17 protein-coding genes are annotated in these 18,084 nt (G+C 65.0%); 8 read left to right on the plus strand and 9 right to left on the minus strand.

Features of this window, described 5'->3' with window-relative positions; translation table 11 throughout:
• The first annotated feature begins 61 nt into the window (after nucleotides 1–61).
• Nucleotides 62–1,108 carry a tRNA (adenosine(37)-N6)-threonylcarbamoyltransferase complex transferase subunit TsaD gene (tsaD, locus tag MUN85_RS02560; protein WP_250505245.1) on the plus strand — a complete coding sequence of 349 codons (1,047 nt, stop codon included), beginning with the start codon at nucleotides 62–64 and terminating at the stop codon, nucleotides 1,106–1,108.
• A gap of 194 nt (nucleotides 1,109–1,302) precedes the next feature.
• Here tsaD and MUN85_RS02565 read toward each other — a convergent pair whose 3' ends face one another.
• The 3 genes from MUN85_RS02565 to MUN85_RS02575 form a co-directional block, all read right to left on the minus strand.
• The gene (locus tag MUN85_RS02565) at nucleotides 1,303–1,716 is read right to left on the minus strand and encodes a CBS domain-containing protein (protein WP_092562955.1); all 414 of its coding nucleotides are present in this window, start codon (nucleotides 1,714–1,716) and stop codon (nucleotides 1,303–1,305) included.
• An 89-nt stretch (nucleotides 1,717–1,805) separates the two neighbouring features.
• Nucleotides 1,806–3,017 (minus strand): glutamate--cysteine ligase, encoded by a 1,212-nt coding sequence (locus MUN85_RS02570; protein WP_250505246.1) that lies wholly within the window; start codon nucleotides 3,015–3,017, stop codon nucleotides 1,806–1,808.
• A 53-nt stretch (nucleotides 3,018–3,070) separates the two neighbouring features.
• Entirely contained in the window at nucleotides 3,071–4,288 is a 1,218-nt protein-coding gene (locus MUN85_RS02575) for a class I SAM-dependent methyltransferase (protein WP_250505247.1), read from the minus strand.
• Nucleotides 4,289–4,469: 181 nt separating this feature from the next.
• Between MUN85_RS02575 and groES the strand changes: the two genes are divergently transcribed.
• Entirely contained in the window at nucleotides 4,470–4,766 is a 297-nt protein-coding gene (gene groES / locus MUN85_RS02580) for a co-chaperone GroES (RefSeq protein WP_092562961.1), read from the plus strand.
• A 138-nt stretch (nucleotides 4,767–4,904) separates the two neighbouring features.
• On the opposite strand, the gene MUN85_RS02585 is transcribed toward groES, so the two are convergent.
• Complete coding sequence (locus MUN85_RS02585) at nucleotides 4,905–5,198, minus strand: WhiB family transcriptional regulator (RefSeq protein WP_250505248.1); 294 nt, start codon at nucleotides 5,196–5,198, stop codon at nucleotides 4,905–4,907.
• 642 nt (nucleotides 5,199–5,840) lie between these two features.
• Here MUN85_RS02585 and MUN85_RS02590 point away from each other — a divergent pair.
• The 4 genes from MUN85_RS02590 to MUN85_RS02605 are packed head-to-tail and all read left to right on the plus strand — an operon-like array spanning nucleotide 5,841 to nucleotide 9,537.
• Nucleotides 5,841–6,749, plus strand: coding sequence for a MerR family transcriptional regulator (locus MUN85_RS02590; RefSeq protein WP_250505249.1), 909 nt, complete (start codon nucleotides 5,841–5,843; stop codon nucleotides 6,747–6,749).
• Nucleotides 6,750–6,786: 37 nt separating this feature from the next.
• Nucleotides 6,787–8,301 (plus strand): IMP dehydrogenase, encoded by a 1,515-nt coding sequence (guaB, locus tag MUN85_RS02595; protein WP_431603540.1) that lies wholly within the window; start codon nucleotides 6,787–6,789, stop codon nucleotides 8,299–8,301.
• Nucleotides 8,302–8,359: 58 nt separating this feature from the next.
• A complete protein-coding gene (locus MUN85_RS02600) occupies nucleotides 8,360–9,163 on the plus strand; it encodes a MerR family transcriptional regulator (protein WP_250505251.1) in 804 nt (267 codons plus the stop codon).
• Nucleotides 9,164–9,186: 23 nt separating this feature from the next.
• Entirely contained in the window at nucleotides 9,187–9,537 is a 351-nt protein-coding gene (locus MUN85_RS02605; RefSeq protein WP_250505252.1) for a DUF2200 domain-containing protein, read from the plus strand.
• Here the strand turns inward: MUN85_RS02605 and MUN85_RS02610 are convergent.
• Nucleotides 9,534–10,424 (minus strand): aldo/keto reductase, encoded by an 891-nt coding sequence (locus MUN85_RS02610; protein WP_250505253.1) that lies wholly within the window; start codon nucleotides 10,422–10,424, stop codon nucleotides 9,534–9,536. The two genes, MUN85_RS02605 and MUN85_RS02610, sit on opposite strands and share 4 nt — an antisense overlap.
• Before the next feature lie 4 nt (nucleotides 10,425–10,428).
• Entirely contained in the window at nucleotides 10,429–11,133 is a 705-nt protein-coding gene (locus tag MUN85_RS02615; RefSeq protein WP_250505254.1) for an exonuclease domain-containing protein, read from the minus strand.
• 88 nt (nucleotides 11,134–11,221) lie between these two features.
• On the opposite strand from MUN85_RS02615, the gene MUN85_RS02620 reads away from it, so the two are divergent.
• Complete coding sequence (locus tag MUN85_RS02620; protein WP_092562981.1) at nucleotides 11,222–12,346, plus strand: GuaB3 family IMP dehydrogenase-related protein; 1,125 nt, start codon at nucleotides 11,222–11,224, stop codon at nucleotides 12,344–12,346.
• On the opposite strand, the gene MUN85_RS02625 is transcribed toward MUN85_RS02620, so the two are convergent.
• The 3 genes from MUN85_RS02625 to MUN85_RS02635 form a co-directional block, all read right to left on the minus strand.
• Nucleotides 12,343–13,623, minus strand: a complete 1,281-nt coding sequence (locus MUN85_RS02625) for a serpin family protein (RefSeq protein ID WP_250505255.1) — start codon at nucleotides 13,621–13,623, stop codon at nucleotides 12,343–12,345. The two genes, MUN85_RS02620 and MUN85_RS02625, sit on opposite strands and share 4 nt — an antisense overlap.
• Before the next feature lie 61 nt (nucleotides 13,624–13,684).
• On the minus strand, nucleotides 13,685–14,803 hold the full coding sequence (locus MUN85_RS02630) for a serpin family protein (protein ID WP_250505256.1): 1,119 nt from the start codon (nucleotides 14,801–14,803) through the stop codon (nucleotides 13,685–13,687).
• A 13-nt stretch (nucleotides 14,804–14,816) separates the two neighbouring features.
• The gene (locus tag MUN85_RS02635) at nucleotides 14,817–16,514 is read right to left on the minus strand and encodes a fumarate hydratase (RefSeq protein ID WP_348647931.1); all 1,698 of its coding nucleotides are present in this window, start codon (nucleotides 16,512–16,514) and stop codon (nucleotides 14,817–14,819) included.
• 160 nt (nucleotides 16,515–16,674) lie between these two features.
• Between MUN85_RS02635 and MUN85_RS02640 the strand changes: the two genes are divergently transcribed.
• Nucleotides 16,675–18,060, plus strand: a complete 1,386-nt coding sequence (locus MUN85_RS02640; RefSeq protein ID WP_250505257.1) for a class II fumarate hydratase — start codon at nucleotides 16,675–16,677, stop codon at nucleotides 18,058–18,060.
• The last annotated feature ends 24 nt before the right edge of the window (nucleotides 18,061–18,084 follow it).

Here is an 18,084-nt window from a genome sequence, read left to right on the forward strand (position 1 = left end):
GTGGGGCAGGCCGCCTATCTGGCGGGGATGCCGCACCTTGGCGCGGGCGTATCCTAGGGGAGTGTCCACTCAAGCGCCCCTGATCCTCGGAATCGAATCGACCTGCGATGAGACCGGCGTCGCGCTCGTGCGCGGCACCGAGCTGCTCGCCGATGTGACCGCGACGTCGATGGACGAGTTCGCGCGCTACGGCGGTATCATCCCCGAGATCGCCTCGCGCGCCCACCTGGAGTCCTTCCTGCCGACGATGCACGCGGCACTGGAGGCCGCGGGCGTCGAGCTCGCAGACGTCGATGCGATCGCATGCGCCGCGGGCCCCGGGCTCATCGGCTCGCTCACCGTCGGGACCGCGGCCGCCAAGGCGCTCGCGACCGCGACCGGCAAACCGCTGTACGGCGTCAACCACATCCTGGGGCATATCGCCGTCGATGAGCTTGTTCATGGCGAACTCCCGACCCCGGTCATCGGGCTCGTCGTATCCGGTGGCCACTCCTCGCTGTTGCTCATTCGTGATCTCGCGCGCGATGTTGTGGAGCTTGGCGGCACGCTCGATGATGCGGCGGGGGAAGCCTTCGATAAGGTCGGGCGCCTGCTCTCGTTGCCGTATCCCGGCGGCCCGCACATTGACAAGCTCTCGCAGATCGGCAACCCGGAGGCCATTCGCTTTCCACGTGGTCTGTCCCAGCAGAAGGACCGCGAACGCTACCCTTACGACTTTTCCTTCAGCGGCCTGAAGACCGCGGTCGCGCGCCATGTCGAATCGCTCGACGGGGACGTCGAGGACCAGAAAGCTGATATTGCCGCGTCGTTTTCTGAGGCCGTGAACGAGTCGCTTGTCGATCGGGCGATCCGAGCCTGCCTCGATCATGACTGTTCGGTGCTTGTCATTGGTGGCGGGTTCTCGGCGAATTCACGCCTGCGGGCGCTCGCGAACGAGCGTGCCGCCGAGCACGGCATCGAGGTACGGATCCCACCGATCCGCTACTGCACCGATAACGGTGCCATGATCGCTGCGCTCGGTTCCGTGCTCGTGCGTTCTGGCGTCGCGCCGAGCGGCATCGAGTTTTCCAATGATTCCTCGATGCCGCTCGAGTGTGCCTCGGTTTAGGTCGGCTTAGGGAGAACTCTGCGCGAGAGCTCGGACGTCATCAACCGTCAAGGCTCCCGCCCGCTGAGATTCCACAAGCGGCAGCAAGAGCCAACAGTACGGCGCACAGGGTAGTGATCGCCGCGGTGATCGGTCCTGGCTGCGGCCCGTGAGGCATCTTCGACGTACTTCGTTGTCCCTAGCGGATTGCCGTATTAGTTGTTCGGCGCTGCTTTCGAGACCTCGGCCAGGACATCGTCGCCGCCACCATGCTCGGCAAGGTCACCGAGCGAAATAATGCCCACGAGAGTGCCGCCGTCAACTACGGGAACGCGGCGCAGCGCGCCGTCAATCATGAGCTGGCGAACCTCGGTCACGTCATCGTTCGGCCCGACGGTGGTGACATCGGTTGTCATGATGGAATCGACGCTGTCCTCGGGGCCGAGACCACCGGCGAGCCCACGCACGACGAGGTCGCGATCGGTGACGACACCGACGACGAGGTCATCCTTGACGACGGGAACGACACCAAATTCGCCGGCCTTCATGAGCTTGGCGGCCTTGGAGATCGTCGAGTAGGTGTCGAGCACCTCGGGGTTGGTGGTCATGACATCGGCTACCGTGGTCATCGCATTCTCCTTTGACGTAGGTGCGGGCGCTGGTGCGCCTCGGTTCTTCCCAGTCTTGCGCGAACGACGCCCGGATGCCACCGCTGAGGCTAGCTGCGGGAGCCACCGGAGGCATCGGTGCGCACGATCAGGGGCTCGTGCTGACGTTGGAAGGTGAAATCCTCCGGCGGGATCGGCCGATCGGCCTTCATCTCTTCGACGAGATACTGCGCGACGGCCTCCAGTGAACCGCCGTGGTTGTCCGCGACTTTGAGCTGGCGCTGATAGGAGGCGCCGAGGGTGAGGATGTCGTTCACCCAGGTCAACTGTTCGGCGCAGCCGAGGCGCTTGGCAGCGGGCATGAGGTCGCTCAGCATCTTTTCCACGGTGTCTGTCACGAGTTCCTCGTTGCCTGCTTCATCGAGGATGAGGATGGCATCCATCCCGTAGCGGGCCGAGCGCCACTTGTTCTCGTCGACGAACCAGTCCGGGATGACGGGCAGTGTCTCGCCGGCGTCGAGGCGCGCAGAGAAATCTTCGACGAGGCAGTGAATGAGGGCGGCCAGGGCGAGCGTCTCACGCAGGTTGGAGGCCGCGTCGCAGACCCGAAACTCGATGGTGCCAAGCCGCGGGGCGGGCCGGATATCCCAGCGAATCTCGTCGACGTTATCGATGACGCCGGTGTGCAGCATGTCGCCCAGGTAGTGCTCGTATTCACTCCAGTGCGTGAACTGGCGGGGGACCCCGGCGGTTGGCAGCTGTTTGAAGACCATCGCCCGGTTGGAGGCATAGCCCGTGTCGTCGCCCGCCCAGTAGGGGGAGGAGGCAGCAAGGGACTGGAGGTGAGCGAAGCGGGTGAGCAGGGCGCGGATGAGCGGCAAAACCTTGTCCCGGTTCTCGACGCCAACGTGCACGTGGATGCCGTACAGGAGCATCTGGCGGCCCCAGTAGCCGGTGCGCTTGACGAGCTCGGCGTAACGGTCGGATTCAGTGACGCGCTGGTAGAGCGGCCGCGCAAACGGGTGAGAGCCAGCCGTGGCCAATTCGATGCGCAGAGCGTCGGTAATGGGCCGTACCCGGGTGATGAAATTGGCCAGGTCGGCACCACACTCTGCGACGGTGGCATGCGGTCGGGAGGTCACTTCGATCGTGTTGAGCAGCATTTCTTGCACGATGTGCTCGGACTCGCCGTGCTGCTCGCGCACCGCCCGTAGGACGGCGTCGGCGCTTTGTCTCAGATCCAGCGTGTCCTTATCGATCAGCTGTAACTCCCACTCGACGCCAACGGTCGAGCGGTCAGAGGTGGCGAAGTCGACTCCCATATCTCCATTGTCATCATGAATCGAGCCCTTGCGCGCGGCTTGGCGCCAAGCGATCAGATTCGCTCCACGAGCACTGCGGCGTGCCGACCTGCCACGCGAGTCATCATCAGGGTGGCTGCATGTGAACCCCGTAGCTTGAGCCGACGCCGAAAATCGTCGGGGACGATGTCTATTCCGCGTTTGAGGATCTCCACCGAGCCAATATCGCGCTGGCGTAGCTCGGCTGCGAGCACCTTTGCCTTGGCGGGCAGCGTTTCGATGACGCGGAAGCTCGTGACTCCGGCGAGATCTGCCGGGGCGCTGGAGGTGAGGTAAGAAATATCTGGCGAGATCAGGCCCGCTGAGAGTTGCTCAGCGATCGTTGCGAGGGCCCCGGCTCGCAGGATCGCGGGATCGACCTCGTGTACGAAGCCTTCCAGGGCGCGATGATCGACGATCGTTGCGGGGGCGCGCGCACTTGAGACGGGTGCCGCATACGTCGTAGCCTGGCCGCCGCGCGATAATACGACGGCGGAACGCCCGGGTCCTTCGGGCGCGAGATCTCCGCACCAGATCGCTGCTTCCACGAGCGAACCGTCAACGGAGGTCCACTGGACGTGAGAGTCCGACGGCAGATTCTCATACGCGATTCCGGGAGCGACCTTGACGCCGACATTCGCGACCACAGCGCGCAGCGCCATGATGCTCGACAGTGGGGGAGACCAGGTCTCCGGATCGAAGGATCTGCCAGCATCTGAGCGGCGCGCGGGATCGGCAAATATTCCGTCGATGCCAAGATCTGCGAGGTCAAGGTCCTCAATGCGGGCGTTCAGAACGGTAACCTCGGGGAACGTTTTGAGATTCAACAGTGCGAGCGCGGCGTGCGCCTCATCGGCGTCTACCGCAACCACCTTCAGGCCAAGGCCCGCGAGCGCGAAGGACTCGGTGCCGATCCCGCAGCCGAGATCGGCTACCCTCGTGCAGCCAGCGTCCCGGTAGCGCCTGGCATGTCGGGCGGCGACTTCTAGGCGGGTTGCCTGCTGCAGGCCCTCGGTCGTGAAGAGCAGGCTCGAGGCAAACGGTCCGAACTTGTCCGCCGCCTTGGCGCGCAGTCGCTGCTGGGTAAGCGCGGCTGCGATGATGTCCGGGTCGTGGCCGGCTTTACGCAGCGTCGAGCTGACCTCCAAGATGGCAGATTTTGAGGTGATCGGGGGTAGATCGGCGAGAAGTTCGAGGCCCTCGGGGTGAGCAAGGAGTGAGGTCAGTCCGGCGATCTCGCTGGCATGGGTCATGGCATCGAGCCTATCGCCCACCCGCCTGGCACTCACCTTGACCGAGTGCTAAGCAACGCCTAGATTATTGGTAGGCGCAACCACGGTTGCGACTCGTACCGAAGCACCGACCCCCGCGACGGCGGCGCACGAGGTACGTGTCCCGAACACCTACACGATTTGAAGGAAAGGGAGGTCCGCAGTGTCGATCTCCATCAAGCCGCTCGAGGACCGTATCGTCGTCCAGACCCTCGAGGCCGAGACCACCACCGCTTCCGGACTCGTTATCCCGGATACCGCCAAGGAAAAGCCCCAGGAGGGCAAGGTCCTCGCCGTGGGCCCCGGCCGCGTCGATGACAACGGCAACCGCGTCCCGGTCGATGTTGCCGAAGGCGACGTCGTGATTTACTCCAAGTACGGGGGCACCGAGGTCAAGTACGCCGGCCAGGAATACCTGATCCTGTCCGCTCGTGACATCCTCGCCATCGTCGAGAAGTAACCGTCTCGGATCAATCGAAAACGGCCGCCACATCGGACATGTGGCGGCCGTTTCCTTATGCCTGCAAGCTATGCGGCCTTCGCATCGCGGGCCCTCCACCCGGGATGCGACCTCAGCTGGCCGCTTCTTGCAAAAGTTTTAGGAGACTCGTCGAGTCTTCCGCTTGGTGAAGTACTCGCGGCGCTCGTCTTCGCTCATCCCGCCCCACACACCGTAGGGCTCGCGGACCGCAAGTGCGTGTTCGCGGCATTCATTCAGGACTGGGCACGTGGCGCAAATTGCCTTGGCCGCTTCGTCGCGGCGTCGCCGGGTGCCACCTCGTTCGCCCTCCGGGTGGAAAAACAGATCCGGGTCCGCATCGCGGCATGACCCTTCGTACTGCCATTCCCACAGATCCATGATCGGTCCGGGTAGACGTGAGATCTCAGCCATCTCTTTCACCAAAGCCTTCCGTACTTCGAGAGCGTTGAGGTGACTCGCGGCTCTAAGTGAATAACGTGAGCATAGCAAACGGTGCACAACTTGTTCAAGGGGCTATTGGCAAGAAAAAAGTTGTTCGCAGAGGCGCTCGGAGGACAATGAGTTAGCAGCCTTTCAGTTGCGCGGAAAAAAGCAACCAAGCTGAAATCATAGGGAAGAGCAGAGGCGCGCGAAACTGCTTCGCGATGCCCTCGCGTGCGGCGATGGTGGCCAGCTCTTGGGGGCGAACGTGCGCTAGACCACAAAAATTGACGGCGCCTTGCATGCAGCAGGGGAAATTCATCCCATAACTGAGCAAAGGGGGGCCTGTCTCGCGTCGGTTGCCGTCAGGCACAGTCGATGAGCAAGTCAAGTAACCGCAAAAAAGCGCGAAGTGTGAACAAGGTTTGGCGCGTCCTTCGGTTTCGATACCGGTTTTCGCAGCCGGTCGCGCTAGGGCGATCTCAGTTACAGGGGGCGCTAAGCACCATGATCTCGCGCATTACGCGTGATCGACTGCCGATGCCTCGTCTCGAGTCGCGAATTCGCTTCAGAAGCGTGACAATCGAAATGCTGCCGAATAGAACTGCGCTTGTGTCATGAAAGGAGCGTGAGATGTCCGTACCGGAAGTGCCCGATGCGCCACTCACCGTCGCTGCTGTGGCCTCCAGGCTCGGTGTCGCCGCTTCCACGCTTCGCACATGGGACCGCAGGTATGGGCTTGGCCCCTCATCCCACGAAGCGGGCGCCCACCGAAGGTATACACCCGCCGACGTCGCTCGTCTGGAGCGGATGCGCTCCCTAACTTTGCAGGGAGTGGCGCCAAGCGATGCCGCGAGCATCGCGCTGTCGGAATCCCCCAATGAGACGCTTGACGTCATCCCGGAGCCCCCGGCCCGCAAGCTCGCTCTCGTGGGAGACCCCGAACTCCTGGCGGATCCGCTCACGCTCGTTGCTGCCGCGCTCGAAGCGGACTTGCCGCGCACCGAGCGGATCGTCGTCTACGCCGTTGAACGCGTTGGCGTCCTGCGGGCATGGGCGGAAGTGATCCGTCCTGCGCTTCGGATCCTGCGGAACAAAACGCGCGCCGATAAGCCTGGCATCGAGCCCGATGCGGCGATCGCCTCCGCGCTGTGCGTGGCGGTGCGTCACGCCATGCCGGATCAGCGGCCCGTGAGCGAGGAATCCGTCGGGATTCTCTCCGCTGCTCCCTCAACCATGCACGGGCAGATCATCGCGGCCGCGCTGCGGGCGCGGGGCGCGGACGTCGTCCTGTTGCGGCCGGCTTCCCAGGACTCCGCAGACGATGTATTGGCCCTCGCCAAGCGCCATAACGTGCGCGCCGTCGTGGCCGTGGGGGACACCGAGTTGCTCAGCGACATCATGACGCGCGTATCGGAGTCGGAGGATCTCGTCGGGTTCCTCGTCGGACGGTTTGCCTGCGATCTGTGGCTGCCCAGGGTGCACCGTGTGCGCACGGTGCCGGCTGCCGTGGAAGAGGTCGCGGACCTGCTCGCCCTGTAGCGGACGTCATTCACGATCAGGTGCGGGCACGGTTAGACTGCACAGTGTGAGTGAGGATCCCTTTGGCCTCGTTGGCCTAACGTATGACGATGTTCTCCTGCTACCGGGCGCGACCGATGTGGTGCCATCAGAAGTAGACACCTCAACCCAACTAACGAAGAAGATCCGATTGCGGATCCCGCTGCTATCGGCCGCCATGGATACGGTGACCGAAGCGCGCATGGCGATTGCCATGGCCCGCCAGGGTGGCCTCGGCATCCTGCACCGTAACCTCTCGATCGAGGAGCAGGCCCAGCAGGTGCGCACGGTCAAGCGCAGCGAGTCGGGCATGATCACCGATCCCGTCACCGTCGGCCCGGACGCGACCGTCGGCCAGCTCGATGCGCTGTGCGGGCGCTACCGAGTCTCCGGGCTGCCCGTCGTCGCCGAGGATGGCACGCTGCTCGGCATTATCACCAATCGCGATCTGCGCTTCATCGACGAAGCCGATTACGACTCGATCCGCGTGCGTGATGCGATGACGCCGATGCCGCTGGTCACCGGGCATGTGGGGATTGAGCGGGAGGACGCACGTCACCTGCTGGCCAAGAACAAGATCGAAAAGCTGCCGCTCGTTGATGGCGACGGCAAACTCGCGGGACTCATTACCGTCAAGGACTTCGTCAAGTCCGAGCAGTACCCGAACGCGACGAAGGACGCCGAGGGGCGGCTCGTTGTGGGTGCCGCGATCGGGTATTGGGGCGATGCGAAGGAGCGTGCGGGCGCGCTTATGGAGGCGGGCGTTGACGTGCTCGTCGCCGATACTGCCAATGGCGAGGCGCGGCTGCTGCTCGAAATGGTGGCCGAGCTGAAGAAGGATCCGGCGTTTAAGGACGTCGAGATTATTGGTGGCAACGTCGCGACCCGCGAGGGCGCCCAGGCGCTCATCGATGCGGGCGTTGACGCCGTCAAGGTTGGCGTCGGGCCTGGCTCCATCTGTACGACGCGAGTCGTCGCCGGGATCGGCGTTCCGCAGGTGACCGCGATCCACCTCGCCGCCCAAGCCTGCACACCGGCCGGCGTCCCGCTCATCGGCGACGGCGGCCTGCAATACTCCGGCGACATCGCTAAGGCACTCGTTGCGGGCGCATCCTCGGTCATGCTCGGTTCGCTGCTCGCGGGCTGCGAAGAGTCACCCGGCGAGCTCGTGTTTGTTAACGGCAAGCAGTACAAGCACTACCGCGGGATGGGCTCGCTCGGTGCCATGGCCTCGCGCGGGCGCGTGTCCTACTCCAAGGATCGCTACTTCCAAGCCGACGTCTCCTCCGATGACAAGATCGTGCCCGAAGGCATCGAGGGCCAGGTGCCCTACCGCGGACCGCTGTCGGCCGTGGCCTACCAACTCATTGGCGGCCTGCACCAGTCGATGTTCTACGTCGGGGCGCAAACGATCGACGAGCTGAAGAACAAGGGCCGGTTCGTGCGCATCACGAGCGCGGGGCTCAAGGAGTCTCACCCGCACGACGTCCAGATGACCGTCGAGGCACCCAATTATTCGAGCCGGGGGATCTGAGCACCTCGTCCGTTATGGGCTTGACCCTCACGCGACGTGAGGCCCAACAATGGGGGGCATGAGCTTACCCGATGACACCGAATTCAGCGTGGGACAAAGCGCTGAGATCCTGAAGGTCACCGTGCGCACCCTGCATCACTGGGATGCGATCGGCTTGGTCCGCCCCAGCGGTCGAACCTATGCCGGATACCGCCGCTATTCGCATTCGGACCTGCAGCGCGCCCAACATGCCCTGATCTACCGCGAGACCGGAATGAGCCTTGCCCAGATCGGTGAGCTGCTCGATTCCGGCACCCCCGTCGCAGCGCACCTGCAGCACCAGCGCGACCTCCTTGCCGAACGCCTCGAGGGCCTCCACCAGATGATCGCCGCGATCGATCGAATCTTAGGACACGACATGAACGACGAAACCGCACCCCTGACCGTTGCCGAAAAGGCCGAGATTCTAGGCTCCTCGTGGTCGCCAGACTACGAGGTCGAGGCCGAAGAACGCTGGGGCGAAACCACGGAATGGGCGCTGTCCCACCAGCGTCAAGCCAGCCTCACCAAGGAGGACTGGCGGCGAGTCAAAGCCGAACTCGAGGAGCTAGAGGCACGCCTCGCCGAGGCCATGCGTCGCGGCGTGGTACCCGGCAGCCCCGAAGCTCATGAGCTCGCCGAGGCCCATCGCGCGAACATCTCGCAGTGGTTCGACGTGAGCCATGCTCAACACGTACTGATCGCCCGCGGCTACGTTGCCGATCCCCGATTCCGCGCGCATTACGATGAGCGAGCCGAGGGCCTTGCCGCCTGGTTGAAAGCCATCATCGATGCGAACGCTGCGGCGCATGGCGTCGATCCGGAAGCCGCGAGGTGGCAGTGAGGCGCGCGGCGTAGACTGCGCTCATGAGTTCTAGGATCGAAACGATGCCCGTCGCCGCCGTCTACCCGCACTACGTCGCGAAGGTTGAAAAGAAGGGCCACACCGTCGACGAGCTCGATGAGCTCATCTGCTGGCTGACCGGCTACAGCCCGGCCGAGCTGCAGGCGCACCTGGAGGCCGAGACGACGTTCAAAGACTTTTTCGCTGGCGCGACGTTGAACGATCACGCCCACCTCATCACGGGCGTGATCTGCGGGGTCCGCGTGGAAGAGATCGAGGATCCGTTCATGCAGCAGGTGCGCTATCTCGACAAGATCGTCGACGAACTCGCCCGCGGCAAGAAGATGTCCTCGATCAAGCGCAGCGACAGCTAGGGCAGCGGCCGGCCGCGGGCAGCGACATACAACTCGTACCACTGCTCGCGGCTGAGGCGAAGGCGCGCCGCCGACTCAAACGTCGCGATCCGCTCGGGGTTGGCCGAGCCGACGACGGGCACGATGCCCGCCGGGTGGCGCAGCAGCCAGGCGAGGACGACCGCTGCCGGTTCGGCGCCCATTTCGGCCGCGATCCGTGCGACGCAGGCGCGGGTATCGGCAAGGGCGTGGCCCGTCATATTTTCTGGGCCGCCGGCAGCTCCGGAAAAGACGCCGCCGGCCAGCGGGCTGTAGGCCTGGATCTCGATGCCGTGCGTCATGCAGTAGGGCAGCAGGCCGATCGGGAAATCATGGTGCTGATCGACGCGGTTAACGTCCACGTCGACGTCGACGAACGCGTGGTGGGCGAGCGAAAGCTCGATCTGGTTGGCGCTGACCGGGATGACGCGCTGCCACAGCGCGATCTGATGCTCGTGCATATTGGAAACGCCGACGCGGCCGATCGTGCCTTCCTCCATCAGGCGCATGAGCGCCGATCCGGTGGCGAAATAGTCGGCGAGCGGGTCGGGCCGGTGGATGAGCAGCGAGTCGATTCGATCGATCCCGAGGCGCTTCAGAGAGCCCTCGACGCTCGCGCGTACGTAGTCCCCGTCCTGGCGGTAGGTCGTCGGATCGCCCGGCCGGATCCCGAACTTTGTTTGGATGCTGAGCTGCGAGCGCCACGAGGGGTGGGCGGCAAGGGCCGCGCCTATCGCGCGCTCGCTGGCGCCGGCGCCGTAGATATCGGCGGTATCCAGCCGGGTGATGCCGATCGCTAGGGCCGCCTCGATTGCTGCCTCCGCGCCACCCTGATCGCTGAGCTTCATGCAGCCAAGGATGAGGTTCATGGCGTTAGCCGATCGGCTCGATGGGCCAGTGGGGGCTCGCACCCGGACCGCTCAGTCCCTTGCTGGTGCGCCAGGAGTTGAAGTTCTCGGCCCAGGCGCGGTGGGCATCGCACTGCCAGGAGTGGATCGCGCGCAGTTCCTGCAGCCCGAGTTCCGGATGGCTCGCAAGGATCGCGCGCAGTACATCGAGCGTGGCAAAGACATCGACCTCGGCGGTGTGCAGGTTCTCGCTGACGTTCAGACCGTAGGCTGCGGCGATATCCGCTAGGCGGCGCTTGCCCCGGCGGTACCGATCAACGGCGCGATCGATGACGAGCGGATCGAGGATCGGACAGACCTCGGCCCGCTCGGCGAGGGAGGGCAGGCCGTGGCGGGCGAGCTCGCGCTCGATGATGGACAGGTCAAAGGCGGCGTTGAAGGCGACGAGCGGGATGCCCGAGCGCAGCGCGTCGACGAGGCGGGCGGATATCTCTGCGAGCGCGAGGGCGGGCGGCTGGCCGGAGGCGCGGGCCATCGCGGTGGTGATGCCGTGGACCTGGCTCGCGGCGGGCGGAATCTCGACGCCGGGGTTGATGAGCCACGTGTGCGTCTCGCGGTTACCGCGGCCATCGTCGTAGACGAGGGCGGCCGTCACGATGCGATCGGTGGCGGTATTGACGCCCGTCGTCTCGGTATCAAAGCCCAGCAGGGGGCCTGCGCTCCAGGTCATGGCGCTCCTTTGTTCTCGACTGTCTCCACTCTTGCACATCGCTCGGACAATGCCCGCTTGCCGCCCACCGACCCGGTAGCCTTAGACCGTGAGCTACGAGATTGAAATTGGCCGTGGAAAGCGCGCCCGCCGCGCCTACAGTTTCGACGATATCGCCGTCGTGCCCTCGCGTCGCACGCGCGATCCGCAGGATGTGAGCGTGTCGTGGCAGATCGATGCCTACCACGTAGAGACGCCCGTCATGGCGGCGCCGATGGACTCCGTTATGAGCCCGGAAACCGCGATCCTGCTAGGCAAGCTCGGCGGTATCGGGGTGCTCGACCTCGAGGGCCTGTGGACGCGATATGAGGATCCGCGGCCGCTGCTCGCCGAGATTTCGCAGCTGCCGGCAGGTCAGGCGACGGCGCGCATGCAGGAGCTGTACGCCGAGCCGATCAAGCCCGAGCTCATCACCGAACGCCTGGAGCAGATTCGCGCGGCGGACGTTACCGTCGCGGGTAAACTCTCCCCGCAGCGCACCCAGGAGCTGTGGCGGACCGTCGTCGACGCCGGAGTCGACCTGTTCGTCATTCGCGGCTCGACGGTCTCGGCCGAGCACGTCTCCTCCGTGGCCGAGCCGCTGAACCTCAAACGTTTCATCTACGAGCTCGACGTGCCCGTGATCGTGGGCGGCGCCGCCACTTACACCGCGGCGCTGCACCTCATGCGCACCGGCGCCGCTGGCGTCCTCGTCGGCTTTGGTGGGGGCGCGGCGCACACGACGCGCCAGGCCCTCGGCATTCACGCCCCGATGGCCACGGCGATCGCGGACGTCGCCGCGGCCCGGCGCGACTACATGGACGAATCCGGCGGGCGCTACGTGCACGTCATCGCCGATGGCGGCGTCGGGCGCAGCGGCGATCTCGTCAAAGCCGTTGCGTGCGGCGCGGACGCCGTCATGCTCGGCGCCGCGCTCGCCCGCGCCGAGGAGGCACCCGGCGGCGGCTGGCACTGGGGCAGCGAGGCCCACCACCCGACGCTGCCGCGCGGCGAGCGCGCTCAGGTCGGCACCGTCGGCACGATGGAACAGATCATGCACGGCCCCGCGACGCAGCCCAATGGCACCCTCAACCTCGTCGGCGCGCTTCGCCGCACCATGGCGACGGCGGGCTACAGCGATGTCAAGGAGTTCCAGCGCGTCGAGGTCGTCATCGCGCCCTACCTGCCGGATTAATCCGTCGCGGCGGGGTTTCGCACGACGGCGTGAAAAAGCGTGAGGCCCGTCTCGGAGTGCTGGATGAGGAACGCATAGGGTCGGTCGACGATGAATTCGACCTCCGGCTGCGGCGGCGCAGAGGTCGCGCCGAGGCCCACCTCGGTCACGGCGGCCGCGATCGTTCCTTCCTCATCGACGATGAGGCGCGCCTGCTGAACGGCCTGCGTGAGCGCTAGATCCTCGCTCGGGTCCGCGGGGGCCGTGATTCCTCGCAGCGGTTGCGCGCCCTGATCAAGTAGCGCCGAGACGCCGTTGTCTGCCAGCAGCGGGACGAGGTCGAGCCCGGTCGCCAGATTCAGCGTCGGCATCGCCATCCGGACAAACGACTGCTTGGCGCCCGGCAGGCCCGTGAGGATCGCCTCCAGCCGCGCGGTCGGCAGCTCGGCCGGATCGGAGCCGAGCGGCGGCAGGATCACGACCGCCGTGAAATCCTCGGTGTACGCCAGCGCGATCGCTTCCCAATCCTCGACGCGCACCCACGGCACGCGCCGGTCATCGGCAACCATCGGCACCTGGATCGTCGTGCCACCCGGCGGCGTGAACGGCATATCGCGCGCCTCATCGAAGGGGACGCGCCAGCGCGCCGCGAAGAGCGTCGCATTTTGCAAGGCGGCGCGTAGCCTCGGATCGGGTTTGATCGCCGACTCCTCGATGAGGCCGCCGCTGTGGTGCTTGACCCAGGCGTCCAGTAGCTTTTTCCCGTCATCCGAGCCGAGGTCGGCCTCGGCGATCCCGGCATCGTGATAGCGCTTCAGGCGCGTGAGGTAATCATCGACGACGTCAATCTCGTCATCGAGCACGATCTGGTTCGCGACGTGCAGTAATGGCTTGTCGGGCGGCTTCGCCTCGGGATCGAAGTCGCTCGGGTCTGCGTCGTAGGGCTGTAGCGCCGTCAGGATCGCCGCCATCGCGGCGCTCGCCTCATCGCCGCCGGCGCCGAGGGCGGCGCGCAGTTCCGCGACGGCATCGTTGCTCGCACCTTCGCCGAGCATGCCAAGCGCGAGCGTCAGCGACAGCGGGGAGAGCACGAGGTTGTCCTCGCGCTCCGCGCTCTTCAGCAGGTCATGTCCGAACGCCCGTGAGGCTGCGGCGACGTCCGCGAAGGCGGGCGCCTCCGCAACGGGGACGGGCGTGAACGTCGTATCCGGATCGCTTCTCACGTCCAGGCCGGACGTGCTCGCGCAGGCGGTCATGAACAGGGCGGCGGCCAGCCCCAGTGCGATGCGGCGTTTCATGCCTCGACGATAGCGCCGATGCGCTCAATCAGCAGGGCGTGTGGCACAACTGCAACCGTCGTCAGGGCGTGCGGATTGCGGCGAGCATGATCGGCAGCCCGGTCGGGGCGTGCACGATCGTGAATAGGAACGGGCGGTCCGCGCGGAACGTAAAGTCGATGGGGATGTAGGCGGCGCGAACGACCGCGACTTCGGTGACCGCGGTCGCGATCGTGCCCGCCTCGGTGACGCGCAAGCCCACCTGATGCGACAGCTCGCTCATGGCGAGGTTGTGATCGGCGATGATGCGCTCGAAGGGCCGCGACGCCGGGTCGGTCGCGGCCGCGAGCCCGAGCGCCGGTAGATAGGGCATCAGGTCGAGGGAGTCGGATAGATCGAGCCGCGGGAGCTCGACGCGGCCATGACGCGGGCTGCCATCGGCGAGCGCGGCATCGCACTCGGCCAGCAGCTCGGCCGCCAGCAGGGCAGGGTCGAGGCCTGGCGGCGGTAGATAGATGCGTGCGACGGCGTCATCGGTATAGGAAAGCTCGATCGCGTGCACGCCGCCGACCTCGGCGTAGGGAACGTCGAGCGTCCCGCTCATCATCGGCACGCTCGCCGGTCCCGCGAACGTAGCGAAGGGGGCGATCTGCGTGCCGTGCTGCGAAAACGGGGTGGCCCAGCGGGCCGCGAAGAGCAGCGCGTTTTGGATGACGAGGATTGGATCCGAATTGGGTTGGATCGCGGAGCGTTTGATGAGCCCGCCGGTGTGTTCGCGCACCCAGCGATCGAGGATCTTGCGCGCGGACGAACTCGCGAGGTCGGTGCGCTCAAGGTCGGCGCCGTGAAGCTCGCGCAGCCGCGCCGCGAACTCGGGCGCGACCTCGATGTCCGTGTCGACGAGCACCCGGTTGGCCACATGCAGCAACGCGCGTTCGGGCAGCGTCGTAGGATTAAAACGCCCGAGGTCCTGATCGAAGGCGGCAAGCATCTTCAGCGCGCGCCGGCTCGCCGCGCTGCGTTCGGTGCCGAGCAGCTCATCAAAGGCCGCCGCCACCGCCCCGCTCGCGCCCTCGGCCACGGCCGATAGCGCGAGCGCGATGGACAGCGGAGACAGCACGCTCGTGCGGGAGCGGTCAGCCGCCGCCAGCAGCGTGTGTCCGATGCGTGCGACGGCAGGTGCGAAGCCGGAGCTTGTCATGAGCGCAGAATACTCAGAGCCCGGGCCGCTTTCCGATCGTCAGGGTCACCTCTTGGGTGCCGGCGAAGAAATCGTTGCCCTTATCGTCGACGACGATGAAGGCCGGGAAGTCCTCGACGTCAATCTTCCAGACTGCTTCCATCCCGAGTTCTTCGTATTCGACGACCTCAACGTTCTTGATGCAGTCCTGCGCGAGGCGCGCGGCGGGCCCGCCGATCGAGCCGAGGTAGAAGCCGCCGTGGGCCTTGCAGGCGTCGGTCACCTGCTGCGAACGGTTGCCCTTGGCGAGCATGACCATCGAGCCGCCGGCTGCCTGGAACTGTTCGACGTAGGAGTCCATTCGGCCGGCAGTCGTCGGGCCGAAGGAGCCGGAGGGCATGCCGTCGGGCGTCTTGGCAGGACCCGCGTAATAGACCGGGTGGTCCTTGAGGTATTGCGGCATGTCCTCGCCAGCGTCCAGCCGTTCCTTGATCTTGGCATGCGCGATATCGCGGGCGACGATGAGCGGGCCGGTGAGGGAGAGACGAGTCTTGATCGGGTACTTGCTCAGTTCCGCGAGGATCTCGCTCATCGGCTGGTTGAGGTCGATTCTGACGGCCGCGCCCTTGCCCGTGCCCGAGACGCCGTGGGTCTCGGCATCGAGCTCCGCATCCGTGACATCGGGCAGGAAGCGCGCGGGATCGGTATCGAGTTTTTCGAGGAATACACCCTCGGGCGTGATCTTGGCCTTGGCTTGGCGGTCAGCGGAACAGGAGACTGCGATCGCGACCGGCAGCGATGCACCGTGGCGCGGCAGGCGGATGACGCGCACGTCGTGGCAGAAGTACTTACCGCCGAACTGGGCGCCGATCCCGATATTGCGCGAGAGCTCTAGGACCTTTTCTTCCAGCTCCGTGTCGCGGAAGCCATGTCCCGCGGGCGAGCCCTGAGTCGGCAGCGCATCGAGGTACTTCGCGGAGGCATACTTGGCGGTCTTGAGGCAGAACTCGGCGCTCGTGCCGCCGATGACGATCGCCAGGTGGTAGGGCGGGCAGGCCGCGGTGCCGAGCGAGCGCATCTTTTCTTCGATGAACTGCATCATGCGATCGGGGTTTAGCAGGGCCTTCGTTTCCTGGTACAGGAAGGACTTGTTAGCCGAGCCGCCGCCCTTGGCCATGAAGAGGAAGGAGTATTCGTTTTCGTGGCCGGGCTTTGTGTCGGCCGCGATCTCGATCTGCGCGGGCAGGTTGGTGCCGGTGTTGATCTCGTCCCACATCGTGAGGGGGGCGTTTTGGGAATAGCGCAGGTTCAGGTGGGTGTAGGCGTTGTAGATTCCCTCGGCCATGGCACGCTCGTCGGGCCCTTCGGTCAGGACCTGCTGGCCGCGCTTGGCCGAGACGATCGCAGTGCCGGTGTCCTGGCACATAGGCAGGATGCCGCCGGAGGAAATGGCCGCGTTCTTCAAAAGGTCAAGCGCCACGAACTTGTCGTTATCGCTGGCTTCGGGATCATCGAGGATGGTCCTCAGCTGCTTGAGGTGGGCGGTGCGCAGGTAGTGCGAGATATCGTGCAGGGCCGTCTCGGTCAGCAGTGTCAGCGCCTCGGGCGCCACCTTGAGGAAGGTGCGGCCTTCCGGTCCTTCGATCACCTCCACACCTTCGGTGGTTAGGAGCCGGTATTCGGTGTCGTCGGCTCCAACGGGCAGCATGTCTTCGTAAAGAAACTCGGCCACGAGTGTGCTCCTTGATTGCGAGGGGTGCTACCCCCAGGGTAGTCGGCACGCCGTCGGAAAGAGTATTCCTTCAGTCCTAGCTAGCTGCTCAATCTCGCGGAAGTCTGCGGCATTTGACACACTGGTTGCAGCCGACGAAGTCTCGCGAAAGGACCCGGTTATGGAATACCGCATCGAACACGACACGATGGGTGAAGTCAAAGTCCCCAAGGACGCGCTCTACAGCGCGCAAACACAGCGCGCAGTGGAGAATTTTCCGATTTCCGGCCGCGGCCTCGAGCCCTTCCATATTGTGGCGCTCGGACGAATCAAGAAGGCGGCAGCGCAGGCGAACGCCGAACGCGATGTCATCACGCAGGAGCAGGCCGAGGCGATCATTGCAGCCGCCCAGCAGGTCATCGACGGTGAGCACAACGACCAGTTCCCGATCGACGTGTTCCAAACGGGATCCGGCACCAGCTCGAACATGAACACCAATGAGGTCGTCGCCAAGCTCGCGAGCGACCTGGGTTCAGATCCGATCCACCCCAATGACCACGTCAATGCCTCGCAGTCATCAAACGATGTCTTCCCATCATCGATCCATATCGCTGCGTACGCTGCGGTGAAGGACGTGCTGCTTCCCGGGCTCGAGCGCCTGGCCGAGTCCTTGGAGACGAAGTCTCGGCAGTGGAAGAACATCGTGAAGGCAGGGCGCACGCACCTCATGGATGCCACCCCCATCACGCTCGGTCAGGAGTTCTCCGGATATGCGGCCCAGATCCGCTACGGAATCGAGCGGGTTGAGGCCGCCCTGCCGCGCCTTGCGGAGCTACCCCTGGGTGGTACCGCTGTCGGCACCGGAATCAACACGCCCGAGGGTTTTTCCGCCCGCGTCATTGAGCTGATCGCGGAAGATACCGGCCTGCCGTTCATTGAGGCGCGGAACCATTTTGAGGCGCAGGCAGCGCAGGATTCGCTCGTCGAGCTGAGCGGCGCGTTGCGAGTCATCGCCGTGTCGCTGACGAAGATCGCGAACGATATTCGCTGGATGGGATCCGGCCCCCGTGCCGGCATCGGTGAGATCCATCTGCCGGACCTGCAGCCGGGCTCCTCCATCATGCCGGGCAAGGTTAACCCCGTCGTTCCCGAGGCAACCGTCATGGTGGCGGCCCAGGTGATCGGCAATGACGCGGCGATCGCCTTCGCTGGGGCGCAGGGCAACTTCGACCTGCTCGTGATGCTGCCGGTGATGGCGCGAAATCTGCTGGAGTCGATCACGCTCATCGGCAACGTCTCCACCGTGCTGGCCGATAAGACGATCGACGGCCTGGAAGCGAACGAAGAGCGCTGCTTGACGCTCGCGGAGTCGAGCCCCTCGATCGTTACCCCGCTGAACCGCCTCATTGGCTACGAAGCTGCGGCAAAGATCGCGAAGCACTCGGTGGCCGAGAATATCACCGTGAAGCAGGCGGCGCTGGATCTCGGTTATGTCGAGCGCGGCGAGCTGAGTGAAGAAGACCTGGATCGGGCGCTAGACGTGTCCACCATGGTGGGCGACTACTAAACGCGAGTGCCGACGGGGCGCTGC

Origin of the sequence: Bowdeniella massiliensis, from assembly GCF_023634005.1 — a bacterium.
In the GTDB taxonomy this organism is placed as follows: Bacteria; Actinomycetota; Actinomycetes; order Actinomycetales; family Actinomycetaceae; genus Bowdeniella; species Bowdeniella massiliensis.